We start from the raw sequence: 18,823 nt of genomic DNA on the forward strand, positions 1-18,823 counted from the left end.
CGATTCCCCAGCGTAATCGACCGGCAGTGACCGCTACAATGCGCGCATGTCGCTCGAAGCCCCCGCCCTGGTCCCCCGCCCCTCCCTGCAGCGCCTGTTCCTGACCGGCCTGCTCACCCTGCTGCCGATCTGGCTGACCTGGGTCGTGGTCAAGTTCGTGTTCGTGCTGCTGTCGGGCATTTCCAGCCCCTTGGTGGTACCGCTGTCCGAGCAGATCGCGACAAGCTTCCCGCACTACCTCGGTTGGGTCCGCGCCGAATGGATCCAGGACACCATCGCCCTGCTGGCCACCCTGCTGGTGATCCTGGCGGTGGGCGTGGCCAGCCGCCGCGTGCTCGGCCAGCGCCTGCTGCGCTGGGTGGGCGCGGTCATCAAGCGCATTCCGCTGGCCAGCATCATCTACGACAGCGCCAAGAAGCTGCTGGACATGCTGCAGACCGAGCCGGGCAGCACCCAGCGCGTGGTGCTGATCGACTTCCCGCACCGCGACATGAAATCGGTCGGCCTGGTCACCCGCGTGATCAAGGAACACGGCACCGACCGTGAGCTGGCTGCGGTGTATGTGCCAACCACGCCGAACCCGACCTCGGGCTACCTGGAAATCGTGCCGGTGGAACTGCTGACGCCGACCGACTGGACCGTCGACCAGGCCATGAGCTTCATCATTTCCGGCGGTGCCGTGGCGCCGTCCAGCGTGCCGTTCACCCGTGCCGGCGAACGCACCGGCGAACGCACCGAATGACCCCGGCGCCGATCGAGCGCCCGCTGCAGGACCGCGCGGTCCTGCTGTTCATCGTGCTGGCCGCGTTCTTCTGCGGCAATGCGGTGCTGGCCGAGCTGATCGGGGTGAAGATCTTCGCGCTGGAAGACACCCTGGGCATCGCTCCGCTGAACTGGAACCTGTTCGGCCAGACCGGCTCGCTCAGCTTCACCGCCGGCACCCTGTTGTGGCCGGTGGTGTTCATCATGACCGACACCATCAACGAGTTCTTCGGCAAGCGCGGCGTGCGCTTCATCTCGTGGCTGGCGGTGGTGCTGATCGGCTACGGCTTCCTGTTCGCCTTCGCGGCCATTTCGCTGGCGCCGGCCAGTTGGTGGGTCACGTCGATGGATGGCCACGGCGTGCCCGACTACCAGGCCGCGTTCGCGGCGGTGTTCGGCCAGGGCATGTGGACCATCGCCGGCTCGCTGGTGGCCTTCCTGCTCGGCCAGCTGATCGACGTGGCGGTGTTCCATCGCATCCGCCAAGCCACCGGAGAACGCCACGTGTGGCTGCGCGCGACCGGATCGACGGCGGTCTCGCAGGTAGTCGACAGCTTCGTGGTGATCTGGATCGCCTTCGTGCTGGGCCCGCAACACTGGCCGACCTCGCTGTTCCTGGCGGTCAGCAGTGTCAACTACATCTACAAGATGGGCTTTGCGATCGCCCTGATTCCGTTGCTGTACCTGATGCGGCGTGCCATCACCCGCTATCTGGGTGCCGAGCGAGCCGCATCGTTGCGCGCCGCCGCTGCGGCTGACTGAAGCCCCAGCAGCAAAAAGCTGACTGCGCCTTCACGCTGGCCGTACGCGGCCGGATCGTGCAAGCTCCACGGTCTGTGTTCCACGGAAGCTCCTGATGCCGCATCCCACCCGCGCCCTGGCCGCCGCCATCGCCGCGTTGTTCCTGTTCAGCGCCGTGCCGTCGGCCGAAGCAGCGAAAAAGAAGGCCAGCCGCCCTGCCGCTGCGCAGACCCGCCAGGCCGCCAAGCCCAAGGCCCGGCCTGCCCGCGCTACCGCGCCGGCCCGTGGCAGTTCGGCGCGCCGCGCCACGCCGCGTCCGGTCGCACCGGCCCGCGCCGTACCCAAGCAGGTGCAGCTGGAGCGCCTGTATGACGAATACTGGGATGCCTCGATGCGGTTGAATCCGCTGCAGGCAACCTTCCAGGGCGAGGCCCGCTACAACGACCAGCTGCCCAACATCCTGTCCGCCGCGTGGCGCCAGCAATCGCACGACTTCACCACCGAGTGGCTGGGCAAGGTCGAGAAACTCGGCAGCGACGGCCTGCAGGGCCAGGACCTGCTCAGCTACGAGATCTTCGTGCGCGACGCGCGCGCTTCGCTGGCCGCCGAGCGCTACCCGAGCTGGATGATGCCGATCAGCCAGTACTACAACGTCGGCAGCATCATGGCGATCCTCGGTGCAGGTGCCGGCGCGCAGCCGTTCAACACAGTGCAGGACTACGACACCTGGTCGCGCCGTTCGCTGGGCATTCCCGAGCTGTTCGACCAGGCCATCGACAACATGCGCCAGGGCATGAAGGCCGGCGTGGTGCAGCCACGCGACCTGATGGAAAAAGTGCTGCCGCAGCTGGATGCAGTGATCAAGCCGACCGCCGAAGAGAGCATCTTCTGGTCGCCGATCCGCACCATGCCGAACACCATCGCGGCCGAGGACAAGGCCCGCATCAGCGCCGAATACAAGCGCATGATCGAACTGCGCATCATGCCGGCCTATCGCGCCCTGCGCGGTTTCATCGCCACCGAATACCTGCCCGCCTCGCGCACCAGCAGCGGCCTGGGCGCACTGCCCGATGGCCAGGCCTGGTACGCCAACCTGATCGTGCAGACCACGGCCAGCGACCAGACCGCTGCGCAGCTGCACGCGCTGGGCGAACAACGCGTGCAGGAACTGCAGGCCCAGATCGCCACGGTGATGAAGGATGCCAAGCTGCGTGGTACGCCATCCAAGCTGCTGCGCAGCATGCGTAACGACCGCCAGTTCCAGTACGGCGACGCCAATGCGTTGATCAACCGCTATCGCCAGGTGCAGCAGCAGGTCAACGCACGCCTGCCGCAGGTGCTCGATACCCTGCCCAAGTCCGCGCTGGACGTGCGCGCGGTGGAACCGGAGCGTGCACTGACCGCCGCAGCAGCGGCCTACCAGCCGTCTCCGGCCGGGCAACCGGGCGTGCTGTACGTGAACACCCGCGACCTGGCCAGCCGCAAGCGCTGGAACGTGCCGGTGCAGTACCTGCATGAAGCGATCCCCGGCCACCACGTGCAACTGGGCCTGCAGCAGGAGCTGGCCAAGCTGCCGCGCTTCCGCCGCCTGGGTGGCGATCTCGCCTTCGTCGAAGGCTGGGGCCTGTATGCCGAAACACTGGGTGAGAACCTGGGCATCTACACCGATCCCTACGATCGCATCGGCTACCTGTATTCGCGCCTGCTGCGCGCTGCCCGCGTGGTGGCCGACACCGGCGTGAACGCCCGGGGCTGGAGCAAGCAGCAGGCCGTGGCCTACCTGCAGAAGACCGTGGACATGAGCAGCGATGACGCCAACGCCGAAGTCGAGCGGATCATGGCCCAGCCCGGCCAGGCGCTGTCCAACGTGGCCGGCCTGACCACCATCGTTGCCCTGCGCGACAAGGCCAAGGCACGCCAGGGCGCAGCCTTCGACCTGCGCCGCTTCCACGCCGAACTGCTGAAGGATGGCTCGATGCCGCTGGACGTGCTGGACCGCAAGATGGAGCGCTGGATGGCCCAGCCGGCCAGCGCCACGCCCGCGCCTTCACCCTGACCCCTCCGGAGCCGCCATGCGCCCTGCCGTCGCCCTGTTCGCCGTCGTGCTGGGCCTGCTGCCGCTGGCCACCTCCGCCGCACCGGTGCTGACCCCACCGGATGCGGGCATCGACGGCCTGATGCAGGCCTACGATGGCCAGGTACCCGGCGCCGCCGTGCTGGTACTGCACGACGGGCAACCGGTATTCCGCCGCGGCTACGGCTTGGCGGTGCTGGAGGACGGCACCACGATCACCGCAGCCAGCAACTTCCGGCTGGCCTCGGTCAGCAAGCAGTTCACCGCTGCGGCGGTACTGCTGCTGGTGGAGGATGGCCGGCTTGGGCTCGACCAGCCGGCCCGGCAGTGGCTGCCCGAGTTGCCGCCGGCTGCAGCGGCCATCACGATCCGCCAACTGCTCTCGCACACCGGTGGCCTGCTCGACTACGAAGACCTGATGGACCCGGCTGACCCTCGGCAGGTGCATGATGCCGACGTGCTGACCCTGCTGTCGCGCCAGGACCGGCTGAATTTCGCACCCGGCACGCAGTATCGCTACAGCAACAGCGGCTATGCACTGCTGGCAATGATCGTCGGCCGCGCCTCCGGACAGGATTTCGCCACTTTCCTGCAGCAGCGCATATTCCGCCCGCTGGGGATGGCGCATACCGTGGCCCACCAGGACGGCGAGGACACGGTCGCTGCACGCGCCTATGGCTACAGCTGGATCGATGGCCGTTGGCAACGCACCGACCAGAGCACCACCAGCGCCGTGCTCGGCGATGGCGGCATCTATTCCTCGCTGGACGACCTGGCCCGCTGGGATGCGGCGCTGTATGACGACCGCCTGCTGTCGAAAGCCTCGCGCCGCGCGATGTTCAGCCCGGCCACGTCGACGCCTGAAGCCGACGTGCCGCACTACGGCTTCGGCTGGCGCCTGAATGGCCCGGTGCAATGGCATAGCGGCGAGAGCATCGGCTTCCGCAACGTGATCGTGCGCCACCCGGAGAAGCACCTGACCGTGATCGTGCTGACCAACCGCAACGACCCCGAACCCTATCCGCTGGCGCTGAAGATCGCCCAGCGCTGGCTGGACACCCTGCAATGACCCGCGATGCCGACGCCCTGCTGGGCATCCACCACGCCGCACTGATCTGCAGCGACTACGCACGCTCGAAGGACTTCTACGTGCGCATCCTCGGCCTGCGCGTGCTGGCCGAGAACCACCGTGCCGCGCGCGATTCCTGGAAGCTGGACCTGGCCCTGCCCGACGGTGGCCAGCTGGAACTGTTCTCCTTCCCCTCGCCGCCGCCCCGTCCCAGCCGCCCGGAAGCCCAGGGCCTGCGCCACCTCGCGTTCCGCGTCGCCCGGCTGGAACCCTTCATCCAGCGTCTGGCCGCGCATGGCGTGGTGTGCGAACCGATCCGCGTGGACGAATACACCGGCCGCCGCTTCACCTTCTTCGCCGACCCCGACGACCTGCCGCTGGAGCTGTACGAAGTCGGTTGAGCGTTCTTCAATCGAGATTCATCCACGCATGGCGTGGATCTACCGTGTCGACCAAGGTCGACACCTACCAACAGCCGCAGAAATCTATCAGAGGCGGGGCGCAGCCCTGCAAAGCCCCCCTTCCCCATACCCCGCCGAATGGGTATACAGTCGACCCATGCCGGCAGCGTGCCGGAATGAACCCTGGGAGGGGACCATGCGCAACACCTTCAAGACCCTGCTGCTGGCACTGCCGCTGTGCCTGGCCGCCCTGTCGGCACAGGCCGCCGACGGCGCCGCCGGCCGCTGGAAGACCATCGACGACAAAACCGGCAAGGTGAAGTCGATCGTCGAGATCAGCCAGGCCGCCAACGGCACGCTGACCGGCAAGGTGGTCGACATCCTGCACTCGGACAAGGGCCCGAACCCGGTCTGCGACGGCTGTGAAGGCGCCAACAAGAACAAGCCGGTGAAGGGCATGACCATTCTCTGGAACCTGAAGGCCGACGGCGCCAACAAGTGGTCCGGCGGCACCATCCTCGACCCGGCCAACGGCAAGACCTACAAGTCGAAGATGGAACTGCAGCCCGGCGGCACCAAGCTGGACGTGTCCGGCTGCATTGCCTTCATCTGCCGCGCGCAGACCTGGCAGCGCGAATAAGCCCCCAGGCCCCGCTTCATCCCCGTGACCCGGCTTCGGCCGGGTCACGTCGTTGCGGGCATGCGATACTCTGCGGTTCCCCTCGGCTTCACCCCGCGACCATGACCCGTACCGCGCTCGTCACCACCGCCCTGCCCTACGCCAACGGCCCGCTGCATCTGGGCCACCTGGTCGGCTACATCCAGGCCGACATCTGGGTGCGTGCGCGGCGAATGAGTGGCGGCAAGGCCTGGTTCGTCTGCGCCGACGACACCCACGGCACGCCGATCATGCTGGCCGCAGAGAAGGCCGGGGTCACCCCGGAAACCTTCATCGCCAACATCCAGGCCAGTCACGAACGTGACTTCGCCGCCTTCGGCGTGGCCTTCGATCACTACGACTCGACCAATTCGGCGGCCAACAAGGCGCTGACCGAGCAGTTCTACCTGAAGCTGGAAGCGGCCGGCCACATCAGCCGCCGCTCGGTGGCGCAGTTCTACGACCCGGCCAAGGGCATGTTCCTGCCCGACCGCTACGTCAAGGGCATCTGCCCGAACTGCGGCAGCCCCGACCAGTACGGCGACAACTGCGAAGTCTGCGGCGCCACCTATGCGCCGACCGACCTGAAGGAGCCGCGTTCGGTCATCTCCGGTGCCACGCCGGAAATGCGCGATTCGGAGCACTTCTTCTTCGAGGTGGGCCACTTCGATGCATTCCTGCGCGAATGGCTGGCCGGCGATGTCGCCCTGCCGGGCGTGAAGGCCAAGCTGGGTGAGTGGCTCAATGCCGAAGGTGGCCTGCGCGCGTGGGACATCTCGCGCGACGCACCGTACTTCGGTTTCCAGATTCCCGGCCAGCCGGGCAAGTACTTCTACGTCTGGCTGGATGCGCCGATCGGCTACCTGTCCAGCTTCCAGACCCTGTGCGGCAAGCTCGGCGAAGACTTCGAAGCGCATCTGCGCGCCGGCACCGCCACCGAGCTGCACCACTTCATCGGCAAGGACATCGTCAACTTCCACGGCCTGTTCTGGCCGGCGGTGCTGCATGGCACCGGCCACCGCGCGCCAACCCGCCTGCACGTCAACGGCTACCTGACCGTAGACGGCGCCAAGATGAGCAAATCGCGCGGCACCTTCGTGATGGCGCGTACCTTCCTCGACGCCGGCCTGGAGCCGGAAGCGCTGCGCTACTACTACGCCGCCAAGTCCGGCGGTGGCGTCGACGATCTCGACCTGAACCTGGGTGACTTCATCGCCCGCGTCAACGCCGACCTGGTCGGCAAGTTCGTCAACCTGGCCAGCCGCTGCGCCGGCTTCATCAGCAAGCGTTTCGACGGCCAGTTGGCCGCACAGCTGCCCGATGCGGCGCAGTACCAGCGCTTCGTCGACGGCCTGGCGCCGATCCGTGAAGCCTACGAGCGCAACGATCCGGCCGCGGCGATCCGCCTGACCATGACCCTGGCCGACGAAGCCAACCGCTACATCGACGACGTCAAGCCGTGGGTGATCGCCAAGCAGGATGGCGCCGACGCGCAGCTGCAGGCCGTGTGCAGCCAGGGCCTGAACCTGTTCCGCGTGCTGGTCACCGCCTTGAAGCCGGTGCTGCCGGCCACCGCTGCGCAGGCCGAGGCCTTCCTGGCCGCGCCGGTGACCGACTGGACCGAACTGGCGCAGCCGCTGCTGGGCCATCGCATCACCGAGTACACCCCGCTGTTCACCCGTATCGACCCGAAGAAGATTGACGCCATGATCGACGCCTCCAAGGACACCCTGCAGCCAGCCGCCGCTGCCGCCCCCGCCGCCAAGACCGACGCCGCCAAGCCGGCCGCACCGGCACCGGCACCGGCACCGGCCAAGGACGAAGCCAAGGGTACCGATGCTCCGGCCTACATCGGCATCGACGATTTCGCCAAGCTCGACCTGCGCATCGGCAAGGTGCTGGTCTGCGAGTTCGTGGAAGGTTCTGACAAGCTGCTGCGCTTCGAACTGGACGCCGGCGAGCTGGGCAAGCGCCAGATCTTCTCCGGCATCCGCGCCAGCTACGGCGAGCCGGAGAAGCTGGTCGGCCGCAGTGTGGTGTTCATCGCCAACCTGGCCCCGCGCAAGATGCGTTTCGGCCTGAGCGAAGGCATGATCCTGTCGGCCGGTTTCGACGGCGGCGCGCTGGCGCTGCTGGACGCCGACAGCGGCGCGCAGCCGGGCATGCCGGTCCGCTGATGCCCGCAGCGGGCGTGGTTGCGGCCACGCCCGCCGGCAGCACCGGCCTCGGGGCAACGCGATGGGAGGCAACGGAATGGAACTGGCGCTGTTCGACTTCGACCACACCGTGACCACCTGCGATACCTATGGCCGTTTCCTGCGCCGCGTGGCCACGGCCGAACAGCTGGCACAGGCGTGGTGGAAGGTCGGCCCGTGGCTGGCCGCATACAAGCTGAAACTGATCTCGGCCGAGCGCATCCGCGCGCGCGTCACCCGTTTGACCTTCAGCGACCGCCACAGCGATGACATCGCCACGCTGGCCGCCGGCTTCTCGCGTGAGTTCCTGCCCGACGTGGTGCGCCCGGAAATGCTGGAGCAGATCCGCTGGCACAAGGAACAGCAGCACACCGTGGTGATCGTGTCCGGCTCGCTGGACCTGTATCTGCGGCCGTGGTGCGAACAGCTGGGCCTGCAGTTGATCTGCAACCGGCTGGAGAGCCAGGACGGCCGTCTCACAGGTCGCTATGCCGGTGGCGACTGTGGCCCGCGCAAGGTCGAGCACATCCGCCGCCAGTTCGATCTGTCACGCTATGTGCGCATCCATGCCTACGGTGACAGTTCCGAAGACAAGCCGATGCTGGCGCTGGCCCACGAGCGCTGGTTCCGTGGTAAGCCCTTGAAGTAACCCCAACGCGCAGCCTTCGCCACGCATGAGCCTGATTCCTCCCCTGACCGAACGCCTCGACCGCCTGCTGCCGCAGACCCAATGCGGGCAATGCGGCTACGACGGCTGCCGCCCGTACGCGCAGGCCATGGCGCGCGGCGAGGCAGGCGTGGACCGCTGCCCGCCGGGCGGCGACGCTGGCGCGCGCGCACTGGCGCAGGTACTGGACGTACCCGCCATTCCGTTTGATCGTTCGCGCGGCGAGCACAAGGCGCCGCAGGTGGCATTGATCGTGGAAGCCGACTGCATCGGCTGCACCAAGTGCATCCAGGCCTGCCCGGTGGATGCCATCGTCGGTGGCGCCAAGTACATGCACACGGTCATTGCCGATCTGTGCACCGGTTGCGAGCTGTGCATTCCACCGTGCCCGGTGGACTGCATCGAGCTGGTGCCAACGTAGCCACCAGACCAACCGGCAGTGGAGCGGCGGGGTAGAGTCGACTGTTGGTCGACTGCTCTTCGTTCCGGCGGCGCAAAACCCCGCGCTGCGCGCGATAGTCGACTAACCGTCGACTCTACCCTCCGCTGGTGGGACCTGACCTTGCCTGCCGTTACGGTACCGCCGCCGTCACTACGATCTCGACCTTCCAGTCAGCGTGGGCCAGCTTGGCCTCGACCGTGGCACGCGCCGGGGTCGCACCCTCGACCACCCACTCATCCCACGCCTTGTTCATGCCGTCGAAGTCGGCCATGTCGGCCAGGAACACCTCGGCGCGCAGCACGTGCTGGCGGTCACTGGCGACCAACGCCAGCAGCTTGTCGATTTCTGCCAGCACCTGCCGGGTCTGGCCGGTGATGTCCTGGCTGGTGTCTTCCGGAATCTGGCCGGAGAGATAGGCGACCTTGTTGTATACGGTCATTTCGGACATGCGCGGTCCGACGTCGTAACGCTCCATCATGGGCGTGGCTCCTGCGGTTGATCAGGCCTGCATTGTCCTCCAAACCGGTCGACGGTGGGTGCACGGGCATCCTCCGCGACACGTCACTACCGGACTCCGACGGTCCCACTGGTCAAATGACGATGACAGGCGCACGATGCGCCACGCCCGCGTTGACACCGCCCTCGCCCCTCCTGCCGCACCCTTGCGCCGATGACCGCCCCCGTCGATTCCACCACTGCCTCTTCCACGCCAACCTGGAAGCGGGTTGCCACCATCGTCATCCCCCTGCTGATCCTCGCCCTGGCCCTGCACGGCCTGGCCAACGAGTTCGACGAGCACGGCTATCGCGCCATCCGCCAGGCGTTCCGGCAACTCAGCGGCACGCAGATCGCGCTCACCGTGGTACTCGGCCTGGCCAGTTACGCCTGCCTGATCGGTTTCGATGCCATCGGCCTGCGTCGCAGCGGCATCCGCGTGCACCCCGCGCGCGTCGGCATCACTGCATTCCTTGCGCACACGCTGGGCCAGACCGTGGGTTTTGCCGCGTTGACCGGCGGCGCGGTGCGCCTGCGTGGCTACCGCAGCGCCGGCCTGGACCTGGCGCAGATCGGCCAGGTGGTGCTGATGAGCACGCTCGGCTTCGTGTTCGGTGCATGGCTGCTGATCAGTGTGGCGCTGTGCATGGAACCGGCTGCCGCAGCCTTGGCGCTGCCGCTGGATCCCAATGCGGTACGTATCGTCGGCATCGTCGCGTTGCTCGCCTACCTCGCCACGGTGCTGCTGGTCGGCCGCGAAGGACGGCAGTTCCGTGTGTTCGGTCATGCCTTGTGGCTGCCCGACCGCCGCACCATGATCGGCGTCACCGTGCTCAGCGTGATCGAGCTGGTGCTGGCCAGTGCCGCGTTCTACGTGCTGCTGCCGGACTCCACGCCGACCGGCCTGCCGGGCTTCGTCGGCCTGTACCTGGTGGCAGTGCTGGCCGGCCTGGTCTCCACCGTGCCGGCCGGCCTGGGCGTGTTCGAATGGAGCCTGCTGAAGCTGTTGCCGCAGGTGGCGCCGGCGGCGGTACTGGCGGCGGCGCTGATCTACCGCGTTACCTACTACGTGCTGCCGCTGGTGCTGGCCACCCTGCTCGCCCTTGCGCCCGCCCTGCGTCAGCCGCTGCAGGCCAGCGCCGGCGCAACGCGTGCCGGCTGGAACGCGCTGCGCCCGTGGCTGCCGCAGATCATCGCGCTGGCGGTGTTCAGCATCGGCGCCGCGCTGGTCATCGACGGCACGCTGCCGACGCCTCGCCGTCACCTGGTCAATGCCTCGCTGCCGATCCTGGAGACATCCCATCTGATTGGCAGCCTCAGCGGCGTTGCACTGCTGCTGATCGGCCAGGGCCTGGCCCGGCGCAGCCATGCGGCGTGGATGCTGGCGATGGCAGTGTGCGTGATCACCCCGCTGCCGCTGTGGCTGCGTGGTGGCCAGCTGTTGATCGCGGTCTCGGCAGTGCTGGTGGCGATGGCACTGTGGGCCGCACGCCGCGAGTTCTACCGCCAGGGTGCCCTGCTGGACGAAGCCTGGTCGTGGCCGTGGCTGCGCAATCTCGGCCTGGTGCTGGTTGCGGTCACCTGGCTGCTGTTCTTCACCTACAGTCATGTCGAATACCAGAACGAGCTGTGGTGGCAGTTCGCGGTGTCGGGCAATGCACCGCGCGCACTGCGTGCGTTGCTGGTGGTCGCCATCGCGCTGGTGATGTTCGGCCTGGCGCGGCTGCTGCACAGCACGCGCAGCCCGCTGCCAGCCGCCGACGAGGCCACGCTGCAGTCCCTGGCGCCGGTACTGGTCGGTGCCACCGATACCCAGGCCTGCCTGGTACTGACCGCCGACAAGGCGGTGCTGCGCGATGACGCGAAACAGGGCTTCGTGATGATGCAGCGCTACGGCGGTTCGCTGATCGCGATGGGCGATCCGGTCGGCCCGCCTGACGTGGCGCGCGCGTTGATCTGGCGCTTCCGCGAGGAAGCCGACCGGCTGGGCCTGCGCCCGGTGTTCTACCAGGTGGGCGAGACCTACTGGCAGACCTACCTCGACCTGGGCCTGGGCCTGGTCAAGCTGGGCGAGGAAGCGATGGTGCCGCTGCATGACTTCGGCCTGGAAGGCCGCGAACGCGCCGATCTGCGCCAAGCCTGGAACCGGGGCAAGCGCGGTGGCCTATCCTTCCGCGTGGCACCGGTGGAGGAAATTCCCAGCCTGCTGCCGCGCCTGCACGCAATTTCCAACGCATGGCTGGAAGACAAGGCCGGCGATGAGAAGGGCTTCTCGCTGGGCAGCTACGACCCGGACTACCTGGTGCGCTTCCCGGTGGCGCTGGTCGAAGCCGAGGGCCAGATCGTGGCGTTCGCCAACCTGTGGCAGGCACCGGCCGGCGCCGAGCTGTCGGTCGACCTGATGCGCCACGTCAACGAAGCACCGAAGGGCACGATGGACTTCCTCTTCATCGAACTGTTCCTGTGGGGCCGCGCGCAGGGCTATGCGCGTTTCTCGCTGGGCATGGCACCGTTGTCCGGGCTGGCACAGCATCGGCTGGCCGGTCGCTGGAACCGATTGGCCGGTCTGCTGGCGCGGCACGGCGAACGCTTCTATGGGTTCAGTGGCCTGCGCCGCTTCAAATCGAAGTTCGATCCGCAGTGGCGGCCGCGCTATCTCGCCGCGCCCGGCGGCATGCATCTGCCGGCCGCGCTGCTGGATGCCACGCGCCTGATCTCGCTGGATCCGCGGCGGAATTGAAGCCGCGATCCGCCGGGCATGGCCCGGCGCTACCTGCCACCCGGTAGGTGTCGACCTTGGTCGACACGCTCATTCCACGGCACCTTCAGCCCCGGCGCCGACCAAGGTCGGCGTCTACCAACAGCCGTCGAGCGTGGCTCGACGCTACATGCGCCGGGTAGGTGTCGACCCTGGTCGACACGCTCAGCCCGCGGCGCCTTCAGCCCCAGCGCCGACCAAGGTCGGCGTCTACCAAACGCTACACCCCGCCCTTCAGGATCACTTCGGCGAGGCGGTCGTAATCGCCACCGAAATGGTGATCGCCCGGCAGCTTCACCTTCCTCACGCCGTCATTGGCCGGCAGATCCGGGCACAGCGCGTCCTCATCCTTGTCGCCGTACACGCACAGCGTTTTTTCCGCCGGCAGCCTGGCCACTTCCGGTGCGATCGGCAGGCCGTCGCCGCCACCGCCCAGCCAGTTGCTGACATGGAATTCGAAGTCGGCCTTCCTGCCCACCGACAGCAGCACGATGCGCTCCAGCGCCTCACGGGTGCCGACGTCGAGCTGGTTGATGGTGGCCGGCAGCACGTCGGCGCCCTGCGAGAAACCGATCAACATCACCTTGTCGCGGCGCCATTGCTGGCGGTAGTGGTCGATGATCTTCTGCAGGTCGCCCGCAAAGCCCTTCGGTGTGCGCTCGCTCCAGAAGTAGCGCAGCGAATCGATGCCGACGACCGCCACGCCATGCTCGTTGAGTGACGACGCCACGTTCTTGTCCAGGCCAGCCCAGCCACCGTCACCGGAGACGAACACCGCCAGCGTATCGCCGCTGCCGGTCGCCGGCATTTCCACCACGGGCAGGCCCTTCAGTGCAGCAGGCGGCGGTGCCAGGCTGACGCCGGCCTGCGCGCCGATCACCCGTGCCGCAGCCACCAGGCCCGGTGACGCATCACCGCGCGCGGTGCGCTTGAACTCGCGTGCCATCGCGACCTGCTGCACGAACGCGCTGGCCTGGCCGACCTTGCAGCCGCGGTCACCGGCCGCGCTCAACCACGGAAAATTCAGTTCGGCCGGCTGCAGCCTGTCGTGCTTCACACCATCGCCGCAGACCATGCGCTGGTGGTTGTGGTCCGGGCAGAAGCCGGTGGTCAGTACACCGGCAAACACCTGGGTATCGGCCTGCGCTGCCAGCGAATAGGCCATCTCGGCACCTTCGCCATCACCGCCGACCAGCGGCAGGTGGTAGCCGGGCAGATGCAGCGAGGCCTGCAGCCAACGTGAGAAATTCTCGACGTCACCGGAACCGAACGAACAGGTCGGGTCCCCCTCGCGCTTGAGCACACCGCGCAGGTGCGCAATGTCCACTGCCGCGACCAGCGCGCCATCGGCACGCAGGGCCTCGATCGGCAGGCGGCTGGTGTCACCACCGGCCGTGGGTTCGTGGAACCAGATCACCACCCGTTGCGGCGTGCCGGATGGCATGTGCACCGGAATCTGCTCGAACCGCCCATGGCTGAACTGCTGCGGGGTCACGGCCGCCGTTGCCGGCAGCGCGGCCAGCGCCAGTACCACACCCATTGCCCTGCTCAGCCCTGCACGCTTCATATCGCATCCCCGATGGAATGCGCACACGATACGCCGCCGCCGCGTGCACGGCACGTACCGGCGCAGGCCGATGGGGATTCAGTGGGCTGCGGCCCGACGGCTGCGACGGTACAGCGCCATCGCCAGATACAGCAGCCAGCCAACGATCACCGCGATCACCACTTTCTGTCCCAGCCCACGCGGTGGACCACCACGCCACAGCACATGCAGCCACAGCAGCACAAAGGCCAGCCATGCCCAGCCCCAGAGCAGGCCCGCAGCGGACTGCCAACCCGGTTCGCGGCGCAGATACCAGGCCTGCAGCAGCATGCCGACGCTGGCACACAGGAACGCCGTGTTGGCTGCCAGCCCATGGATGAACGGTGCCAGCAGCGGTGTTGCTTCAGGCAGCCAGCTGTCGCCGATGGCGACCGTCGCCAGCCCCAGCGCGGAAACCGTGAACAGCAATGGTGCGGCCGCACTGCGCCGCGGGCCGATGCTGCCGCGATACAGCGCAATGCCAAGCGCCGCAATGGCCAGCGCCAGCAGGCAGTAGGCAGCGCGCAATGCCAGCCCCCACGGCCCGTGCAGGTACAGGCTCAAGGTCGCCCGCACCCAGTCCAGATCACTGCGCGCAACCTGGGTCCACAGCGCGGTGGCCACGAACAGCACCAGTGCCACCAGCGCCAGCACCGCCGCCGGGCGTGCACGGCTCATGGTGCGGCCTCTGGATGCCGCGTCTTCCACTCGGCCAGCGCCTTGCGGTAGCGCTGCAGCTCATCGGAATACAGGTCCAGCACACACAGCGGGCAACCACTGCCGCAGCATTCGTTGGGGCCGGGTTCTTCCGGTGGCAGCGGGCGGGGATCGGGATCAGGGACGGACACGGTCGGAAACGGCAATCATTGGAAACAGGTCACCAGTGTACCGGGCCGGCTCAAACGCCCAGCTGACGTCGCAGGTTGTCACGGGCGGCCGCGTCCAGGCGCTGGTGGAAGAACTCGCTGAGGAATATCCGCGGAGCGCGCAGCAGGCCCTGCAGGAAGCGGCGACGGCCGGCACGGTACAGGAAGCCCGGCACCACCCCTTTGTATTCTTCGGCCACGCCACGGTCATAGGCAGCGAACACCGGTTCCGGCGCGGCCAGGATCGCCATGTCGCAGTCCAGGAACAGCGCCGCCTCGGCATCCACATCCTCCGGACCAAGCGCGCCGTGGCGGGCGGTCAGCAGGATCAATTGCTCCACGCGAGCGGCGTCGACAGTGGCAAGCTCTGGCGCCTGTGTGATCGCCTGCAGAGCCAGCTGCGCCGAACGCGCCTCGTTGTCCTTGCGCCCCGCCTGGTAGATCGCATCGTGATAGAGCACGGCCAGATAGATCTCGGCCGGCTGCTTCCAGCCGGGGCCGTCGGCGACATCCTGGCAATGCTGCAGCACCGCGCGCACATGGCCGAAGTGGTGGTAGGCCCGTGGCGGCGTTGCATAGCTGTCCTGCAGCGCCTGCCACTGCGCCGGGGCAAGCGTCAGCGGTGAGAAGTCCATGACCGGATCATCCCGCCTGCGCCGGCGCCGGGCAAGCTGGCGGTTTTTTCACCACGCACTCACAACGCTTGCCGGGCGGGGCCCGGAGCCAGTTGTCCACAGCTTTGTCGAGCGCTGGTCCACACCGGTTGTGGATGAACGCGGCGCCGACCAACGGTCGCTGCAGCCGGACATCCATGGGCATACACTCGCCACAGGCGGGAGCGCCCGCCGCTGCCGGGAACCGTCATGTACCGTTCTGCCGCCCATTGCCTCACTCTTTCGCTGCTGGCCTTCTGTGCTCCTGCCTTCGGCGCAGGCCAGGCACCGCCCGCCGATGTGGTGACGACCCCGACCATCACCGTGTCGGCCGCACGTGTGCCGACCCCGGAAGAAGTGTTCGCCATTCCCGCGGACCTGCGTGCGATGCTCCAGAAGCAGGTGATCCAGCGCAGCTACTCCCGCGACCAGCGGCTGCAGGCGCTCGTGGCGATGATCTTCGACCAGCACGGGCTGGACCTGCAGTACGACGCCAATGCGACCTACACCGTCAGCGATATCTGGCAGCACCGCCGCGCCAACTGCCTGGCCTTCACCCTGCTGTTCGTGACGCTCGCGCGGGAGGCTGGCATCCAGGCCCGCGTGCAGGAAGTCGGGCAGGTGGTGTCCTGGTACCAGGACCAGGACGCGGGCGTGGTCTACAGCGTCGGCCACGTCAACGCCGGTGTCGACGTCGGTGGGCGTTTCGGTACCGTCGATCTGGACCGCAATGTGCTCTATGACCGCCGCGGCCCGGTTCCCGTCAGCCGTGCGCGGGCGTTGGCGCACTTCTACAACAACCGGGGTGCGGAGCGCCTCGCCGACGGTGATTTCGTCGGCGCGCGTGCATTCTTCGACGCGTCCCTGGCTCAGGACAGCGGGTTCGCTCCGGTGTGGAACAACCTCGGCGTGCTCGACCACCGCGAAGGCAACAACGAGGCGGCGCGGCAGGCGCTGGACCGATCGCTGCAGCTGGAAGGCCGCCAGGATGCCGCACTGACCAATGCCTCCGCGCTGTTCCGCAGCCTGGGCTTGACCGCGCAGGCACAGTCACTTGAGCGCCGGTTGAAGTCGGTGCAGCGCGAAGACCCGTTCGCGCAGTACATGTTCGGCGCCAAGGCCGAACGTGCCGGCCAGCTGGACCAGGCGATCCGCTATTACCGGCAGGCCGTGCGCCTGTATGACACCGCGCATCAGTTCCACTTCGGGCTGGCACGCGTCTATTTCCTGGCTGGCCAGCTCAAGCGCGCCGATCGCGAACTGCTGCGTGCGCAGGAACTGGGAGGCGCGCCGGAGCAGGCGCGCTACCAGGCCAAGCTGGACAGCCTGGCCCGCTGGCGCGCGCAGCAGCAGGCCAAGCGCTGAAGGCGATCAGGCCTTCTTGAGGAAGCAGGTCTTCAGGACCAGGCCCTTGATCTTGTCCGAGTTGCCTTCGATGTGCTCGGCGTCATCCTCGACCAGGCGGATGTTGCGGATCACGGTGCCCTGCTTGAGCGGGATCGAGGAGCCTTTGACCTTCAGGTCCTTGATCACGGTGACGGTGTCGCCGGCCTGCAGGGTGTTGCCGTTGCTGTCACGCACGACCAGGGTGGAACCGGCGCTTTCCTCGGCGGTCCATTCGAAACCGCAGTCGGCGCAGATCCACAGCGCACCATCGGCGTAGGTGTTTTCCAGGGTGCACTGCGGGCAGGCGGGGGCAGAAGACATCAGCAAGTACCTCAAAGTGAATCAACAGCCGCCATTGTAACCGCCTGGCTCCCTGCCCTTTTCCGGCCAGCGCCCGGCGGCTCGCATGACCCGATCCGGAACCCCCACCCAGAACAGAAGGCCGCAGGAACTTGCAGTCGGCGACGAACTGCAGCAGAGTGCGCGGCCCCTGATCGCCCCCCGGAACTCCCCATGCGCCTCGGCATCGACTTCGGTACCAGCAACTCCGCCGCCGCCATCGTGCATGAGGGGAAACTGCTGCCGATCCGCTTCGGCGACGCCGAGCAGTTCCGCACCAGCGTGTACTTCCCTGGCGTGGTGCCCGACCCGGACGACTTCCAGCTCGACGCCGGCCAGGAACACGAGCTGCAGCAGATGATCGACAGCGCCGCGCGCGCGGCCCGCGCCGCCGGCCAGGAACGCACGCCGCAGGCGCTGCGCCGCGAAGCCCTGCGCGCACTGCGCCGGGAATGGATGGAAGCCCGCGCCGGCAAGGAGCGCAGCGCCAGCGACCTGCTGCAGAACGCGGTCTACGGCGACGACGCGCTGGAAGCCTATTTCGAGGAACACGAAGGCAACCTGGTGCAGAGCCCGAAGTCGATGCTGGGCTACAACCTGCACCCGCGCGCGAAGCAGACCATCACCGGCATCGCCGCGCACATCCTCGAGCACATCCGCCTGACCGCCAGCGCCCAGCTTGGCCAGCCGCTGCGTGCCGCCCTGCTCGGCCGCCCGGTGCAGTTCCGCAGCTCGATCGGCGCGGCCGGCAACGATCAGGCACTGGACATCCTGCGCGAAGCCGCCACCCAGGCCGGTTTCGACCAGATCGATTTCCTCGAGGAACCGGCCGCGGCGGCCATGCATTACCACGCCGAAAGCCGCGAGCGGCACCAGGCGGTGATCGTCGACATCGGCGGGGGTACCACCGATATCGCCCACGCCGAGGTTGGTGGCGATGCTGCGCCGCGCATCCACCGCGCCTGGGGTATCGCCCGTGGCGGTACCGACATCGATCTGGCGCTGAGCCTGTCCAGCTACATGCCGCTGTTCGGCCGCGGCATCACCCGCGTACCCGCCCACCACTACGTGGAAGCCGCCACCGTGCAGGACATGACCCGCCAGCGCGACTTCCGCCAGCACAAATACGATCACGTCGACGACCCGTGGGGCGCGCGCCTGCAGGCCCTGCAGGACACCGGCAACACCGCCCGCCTGTACCGCGATGTCGAACGCGCCAAGATTGCCCTCAGCGCCGCCAGCGAGCACCGGAGCACGCTGGACTACATCGCCCGCGACCTGCATGCCGACAGCAGCGCCGACGGCCTGGCCGCCGCCGCCCATGGCTACCTGGAGCAGATCCGCGAGCTGCTGGCCCAGGTCCGCAGCGACATCGGCGGCGACCCGGACGCGGTGTTCCTGACCGGTGGCATGTCCCGTGCCGGCTACCTGCGCCAGGCCGTGGCCGAGGCCTTCCCGGGGGCCCGCATGGTCCACGGCGAGCCCTCGCTGGGCGTGGTCCAGGGCCTTGCGCTGGCGGCAGCCAGCCAGGATTAACAAAACGTTACGCGGTCTAAGTTACTCTTGGTCGGCTAGAACCACGCTGCACCTTCCGCCGGCCACGCCGGTGTGTGTCCACAGTGCAGCCTGGCCCGCCCCGCGGGCCTAGCGGCCATGCCTTCCTGGCTCGTTCATGGTCCGCGCAGCACCTGAGCCGCCATCGAGACCCGCTTTGGGCACCCGCCAGGCCCCT

At 67.7% G+C, this 18,823-nt stretch carries 18 protein-coding genes; 12 read left to right on the forward strand and 6 right to left on the reverse strand.

What is annotated here, in order from left to right; all coding sequences use genetic code 11:
* The first annotated feature begins 46 nt into the window (after nt 1-46).
* The 9 genes from MG068_RS15135 (at nt 47) to rnfB (ending at nt 8,988) form a co-directional block, all read left to right on the forward strand.
* Nucleotides 47-742, forward strand: coding sequence for a DUF502 domain-containing protein (locus tag MG068_RS15135; RefSeq protein ID WP_005414135.1), 696 nt, complete (start codon nt 47-49; stop codon nt 740-742).
* The gene (locus MG068_RS15140; RefSeq protein ID WP_049398695.1) at nt 739-1,524 is read left to right on the forward strand and encodes a queuosine precursor transporter; all 786 of its coding nucleotides are present in this window, start codon (nt 739-741) and stop codon (nt 1,522-1,524) included. Before MG068_RS15135 ends, MG068_RS15140 begins: the two co-directional genes overlap by 4 nt.
* Before the next feature lie 94 nt (nt 1,525-1,618).
* A complete protein-coding gene (locus MG068_RS15145; RefSeq protein ID WP_132810578.1) occupies nt 1,619-3,559 on the forward strand; it encodes a DUF885 domain-containing protein in 1,941 nt (646 codons plus the stop codon).
* Nucleotides 3,560-3,575: 16 nt separating this feature from the next.
* Complete coding sequence (locus MG068_RS15150; protein WP_132810579.1) at nt 3,576-4,646, forward strand: serine hydrolase domain-containing protein; 1,071 nt, start codon at nt 3,576-3,578, stop codon at nt 4,644-4,646.
* Nucleotides 4,643-5,047, forward strand: a complete 405-nt coding sequence (gene gloA2 / locus MG068_RS15155; protein ID WP_049463208.1) for an SMU1112c/YaeR family gloxylase I-like metalloprotein — start codon at nt 4,643-4,645, stop codon at nt 5,045-5,047. The genes MG068_RS15150 and gloA2 overlap by 4 nt, the downstream gene beginning before the upstream one ends.
* 196 nt (nt 5,048-5,243) lie before the next feature.
* Nucleotides 5,244-5,687, forward strand: a complete 444-nt coding sequence (locus MG068_RS15160) for a DUF2147 domain-containing protein (RefSeq protein ID WP_032130402.1) — start codon at nt 5,244-5,246, stop codon at nt 5,685-5,687.
* 101 nt (nt 5,688-5,788) lie between these two features.
* The gene (gene metG, locus MG068_RS15165) at nt 5,789-7,882 is read left to right on the forward strand and encodes a methionine--tRNA ligase (protein ID WP_132810580.1); all 2,094 of its coding nucleotides are present in this window, start codon (nt 5,789-5,791) and stop codon (nt 7,880-7,882) included.
* Between the two features lie 76 nt (nt 7,883-7,958).
* The gene (locus MG068_RS15170) at nt 7,959-8,549 is read left to right on the forward strand and encodes an HAD family hydrolase (protein ID WP_049463206.1); all 591 of its coding nucleotides are present in this window, start codon (nt 7,959-7,961) and stop codon (nt 8,547-8,549) included.
* Nucleotides 8,550-8,574: 25 nt separating this feature from the next.
* Complete coding sequence (gene rnfB / locus MG068_RS15175) at nt 8,575-8,988, forward strand: Rnf electron transport complex subunit RnfB (RefSeq protein WP_080291848.1); 414 nt, start codon at nt 8,575-8,577, stop codon at nt 8,986-8,988.
* Nucleotides 8,989-9,139: 151 nt separating this feature from the next.
* Here the strand turns inward: rnfB and MG068_RS15180 are convergent, their stop codons facing one another.
* The gene (locus MG068_RS15180; protein WP_005410556.1) at nt 9,140-9,487 is read right to left on the reverse strand and encodes a RidA family protein; all 348 of its coding nucleotides are present in this window, start codon (nt 9,485-9,487) and stop codon (nt 9,140-9,142) included.
* Nucleotides 9,488-9,679: 192 nt separating this feature from the next.
* On the opposite strand from MG068_RS15180, the gene mprF reads away from it, so the two are divergent.
* Nucleotides 9,680-12,244 (forward strand): bifunctional lysylphosphatidylglycerol flippase/synthetase MprF, encoded by a 2,565-nt coding sequence (gene mprF, locus MG068_RS15185; protein ID WP_132810581.1) that lies wholly within the window; start codon nt 9,680-9,682, stop codon nt 12,242-12,244.
* A gap of 238 nt (nt 12,245-12,482) precedes the next feature.
* Here mprF and MG068_RS15190 read toward each other — a convergent pair whose 3' ends face one another.
* The 4 genes from MG068_RS15190 to MG068_RS15205 form a co-directional block, all read right to left on the reverse strand.
* The gene (locus MG068_RS15190; RefSeq protein WP_317617035.1) at nt 12,483-13,829 is read right to left on the reverse strand and encodes a virulence factor family protein; all 1,347 of its coding nucleotides are present in this window, start codon (nt 13,827-13,829) and stop codon (nt 12,483-12,485) included.
* Between the two features lie 78 nt (nt 13,830-13,907).
* Complete coding sequence (locus MG068_RS15195; RefSeq protein WP_032130397.1) at nt 13,908-14,525, reverse strand: DUF998 domain-containing protein; 618 nt, start codon at nt 14,523-14,525, stop codon at nt 13,908-13,910.
* Nucleotides 14,522-14,695 carry an oxidoreductase-like domain-containing protein gene (locus tag MG068_RS15200; protein WP_049398321.1) on the reverse strand — a complete coding sequence of 58 codons (174 nt, stop codon included), beginning with the start codon at nt 14,693-14,695 and terminating at the stop codon, nt 14,522-14,524. The genes MG068_RS15195 and MG068_RS15200 overlap by 4 nt, the downstream gene beginning before the upstream one ends.
* Nucleotides 14,696-14,745: 50 nt before the next feature.
* On the reverse strand, nt 14,746-15,348 hold the full coding sequence (locus tag MG068_RS15205) for an HD domain-containing protein (RefSeq protein WP_049421037.1): 603 nt from the start codon (nt 15,346-15,348) through the stop codon (nt 14,746-14,748).
* Nucleotides 15,349-15,576: 228 nt separating this feature from the next.
* Between MG068_RS15205 and MG068_RS15210 the strand changes: the two genes are divergently transcribed.
* Nucleotides 15,577-16,731 carry a tetratricopeptide repeat protein gene (locus MG068_RS15210; RefSeq protein ID WP_132810582.1) on the forward strand — a complete coding sequence of 385 codons (1,155 nt, stop codon included), beginning with the start codon at nt 15,577-15,579 and terminating at the stop codon, nt 16,729-16,731.
* Nucleotides 16,732-16,737: 6 nt separating this feature from the next.
* On the opposite strand, the gene MG068_RS15215 is transcribed toward MG068_RS15210, so the two are convergent.
* Entirely contained in the window at nt 16,738-17,073 is a 336-nt protein-coding gene (locus MG068_RS15215; RefSeq protein ID WP_010482882.1) for a zinc ribbon domain-containing protein YjdM, read from the reverse strand.
* A 192-nt stretch (nt 17,074-17,265) separates the two neighbouring features.
* On the opposite strand from MG068_RS15215, the gene MG068_RS15220 reads away from it, so the two are divergent.
* Complete coding sequence (locus tag MG068_RS15220; RefSeq protein ID WP_071228695.1) at nt 17,266-18,627, forward strand: Hsp70 family protein; 1,362 nt, start codon at nt 17,266-17,268, stop codon at nt 18,625-18,627.
* The last annotated feature ends 196 nt before the right edge of the window (nt 18,628-18,823 follow it).

The sequence above is a fragment of the Stenotrophomonas sp. ASS1 genome, from assembly GCF_004346925.1.
GTDB lineage: Bacteria > Pseudomonadota > Gammaproteobacteria > Xanthomonadales > Xanthomonadaceae > Stenotrophomonas > Stenotrophomonas maltophilia_A.